This is a genomic window from Nitriliruptor sp., assembly GCF_040882075.1.
GTDB lineage: Bacteria > Actinomycetota > Nitriliruptoria > Nitriliruptorales > Nitriliruptoraceae > Nitriliruptor.
On the sequence record NZ_JBBEBZ010000072.1, the window covers coordinates 1 to 2,926 of the forward strand.

Consider the following 2,926-nt stretch of genomic DNA (forward strand, 5'->3'; position numbering starts at 1 on the left):
TGACCAGGGCCGCGCCGCGGTCGGCGGTCTTGTACTCGAGCTGACGGACCAGCTCTGCCATCGACGCTTCGGCCACCGATCGGCCGTTGCGAAGACCCTTGCGGGCCGCCATCCCGGCGACGTTCAGATCCTCGATGCAGACGAGGTCGAACCCACCAGCTAAACGCCGGGACAGCTCGTGCAGGTACAGCTTGCGGGTCGCGGCGATCTTGCCGTGCAGCTTCGCCCGTCGGCGCAACAGCTTCTCCCGGTTCCTGCTGTCCTTCTCGCACCCGGCGATCGCACGGTCGAGCCGGCGGAGCCGGGTCAGGTGCTGGTCGAGCACGCGTGGGTTGGGGACGTGCCCGTGTTCGTCGGTCAGCCCGGGGACCGGCCGGTCGAGGGTCACGAGGTGGGTGAGCCCGAGGTCCACACCGATGCTGCCGCCGTGCTGCCTGACCGGCTCACCGGGCTGCCGGAGCCGGGTCGAACCGTCGAGGAGCCGCAGACGGAAGACCGCCTTCCACCGGCAGCCCTCGTACTTGATGGTCAGCGCCTGGACCTGCGCCCGGCCGGACTCGCACCACTGCCACACCTCCTCGACGTCGTCGGGCTGGTGGGTGTGCAACCACGCGACCTCACCACGCCGGTCCCGGCCCGCAGCCTGCTCCGAACGTGGCCGGGTGTGACGACGCTCCCACGTGTTCTCCCCGGCACGGCGGGGCAGCATCAACCGGACGTGGGCGTGGGTGTCAGGCCGGATCCAGTGGCGGTGGTCGACGTGCTCGGCGAGTTCGACGAACGTGACCGCCTGCCGCGAGTGGCGGCCCTTCCACTGGGGGAAGCCAACACGAGGTCCGCGACGCTTCCCTGCCCGTGACTCGGAGAAGTTCTTCAGCGCGAGGGCGGCGTTGTCGATCCCGGACCGGAACGCGTGGATGGACACGTCCCGCCACCACGGATGCACTTCATCACGCACCTCACGCCACCGGGCGGTCAACGACTCACGTGACCACGACAGCGCCGGCGTCAACTCATCCTCGGGGACACCACGCGCACGCTCGTCACGGCGCACCCGCATGTTGGCGGCGGCCTCCTCGACCGCCCAGTTGTAGGCGGTACGCATCGACCCGGCGTACGACTTCAGCCACCGCTCCTGCGACGGTGACGGGTCCAACACGACCTCGACGGCACGCGTCACGTGACCGCGCTCGGCGGCCGTCCCTGGGCGCTCGTCACATGCCATCCGAACCACTGTGCCGCACGGGTGCGACAAGGCAGCTGTCCGCATCCAGCAACGCTGGCTGCCGAACAAAGCTGGCCCTGAGACGGTCAGCTGTCCCCGGCGTCCTCGTCTGGATCGGCCGGCGGGGTCGCCTCGGTCTCGTCGCCGCGGTCCGTCGGCGGGTCGGGTGTGCCGTCCTGATCCGGCCGAGCGAGCGGATCGATCGGTTCGATGCCGAGCTCGGTCCCGAGCCGCTGCGCGGTCCCCGGCGCCAGGCGACGCAGCGGGCTGCGTGGCGTGGTCCACCACGACGACGGCGCACCCGTGGTCGACACGAGGTGACGAGCCCCGTCGGGATCGCCGCTGCTGAGGGACGCCGCGACGAACTCACCCGTCGCCGAACGGACCGTCAGCGCCCAGGACGGGGACCCATCGAGCAGTCCCTGGAGCGGCACGGTGAGGAGCGCGCCGGGGGCGACCTCGAGGCCGGCGAGCTCGGGAGGCTGGCTGGCCTGCGAGCCGTTCCACAGGATGGCGTCGATCGTCACCGGTTCGCTGCCCGGGTTGATCAGACGCAGCTGCTCGGTGTTGCGGATGGCGCCGCTGCCGGTGATCGTCCAGGTCCCGTCGCTGGCCGCAGCGCCGAGCTGCACCGCGAACCCGGTGTCGGAGGGATCCTCCGCCTCGATCCGGGCGACGCCGGAGATGGTGACGGGGACCCCGTCGCTCCGCGCCGTCAGCGCCGCGGAGTCGATCCCCTCCGGCAGCGTGCCCGCCAGGTCCACCCGCCGGACCGTGCCCGGGGGCACGGACACCTCGGACAGCAGCTCGGGCACGATGCCACCGTCGGGGGTGTGGTAGGTCAGCTCGACGGGTGCCGACCGGTCGGTGCGGTTGGTGATCCACAGCCACGAGCTGCGGCCCTCGCCCTGGATGATCCACGGGACGGTCCAGACCTCCGACGGCTCGGTCGCGGGCTGTAGCAACGAGACCCCGTCGACGCCGCCGATGGCGCTGCGCGTGAGCTGTACGCCCTCCACCGCGACCCGTCCGGAGGCGACCTCGACGACGACCGCCAGATCGGGCTGCTCGGGCAGGTACTCGTTGAGGACCAGCTCGAGCGTCTCGCGCGGAGCGATGCTGACGTTGCGGAGCCGGGTCGGGTCGTCGGGACCCTCGGGGGTGAGGAAACCGACCGCGACCGTCGCCCCGCTGCCGTGCGGGTTGGCCAGACGCAGCCGCGCTTCGGCGCCTCCGGCCGTGGTCAGGCCGGGGATGGTCCAGCTCGTCGCGGCCGTGCCAGGCACGCACGGACCCGCTGCCGTGCCCTCGGGCAGGTCCTCCTCGCCGTCGAGCCGCCAGGCGCGAGCGGTGACCGCCGGCCCGCCGGACCAACGCACGTCGACGGCCGAGGACGCACCCGCGTCGGGAGCCGTTCGCGACGCCGCCCCCGGGAACAGCCGCGAGGTCGCGAGCGTCGTGGCCCGTCCCCCCTCGAAGCCGATGACCTCGGTGGTCGCGGGGGCGTCGCCGGCGACGCCGGGACGGGCGACGTCGACGGCGAGCGTGGTCCCCGGGCGCGCGTCGCCGACAGCGCAGATCGATCGGCCGGAGACGGCCTCGGTCCCGGCTTCGAGCGCAGGATCGACGCTCGGCACGACGACCGAGCTCTCGACCGGGTCCACGAGGACGTCGACGAGGCCGACGAGGAGGACGGTGAGG

2 protein-coding genes are annotated in these 2,926 nt (G+C 72.4%); both read right to left on the bottom strand.

The window, feature by feature from the left end:
- A partial coding sequence (locus tag WEB03_RS03535) for an RNA-guided endonuclease TnpB family protein (protein WP_368069592.1) occupies nucleotides 1-1,180 on the bottom strand: 1,180 nt, incomplete at its 3' end.
- Nucleotides 1,181-1,311: 131 nt separating this feature from the next.
- Nucleotides 1,312-2,926, bottom strand: a 1,615-nt coding sequence (locus WEB03_RS03540; RefSeq protein WP_368069593.1) for a DUF5719 family protein, incomplete at its 5' end; no start/stop codon positions are given.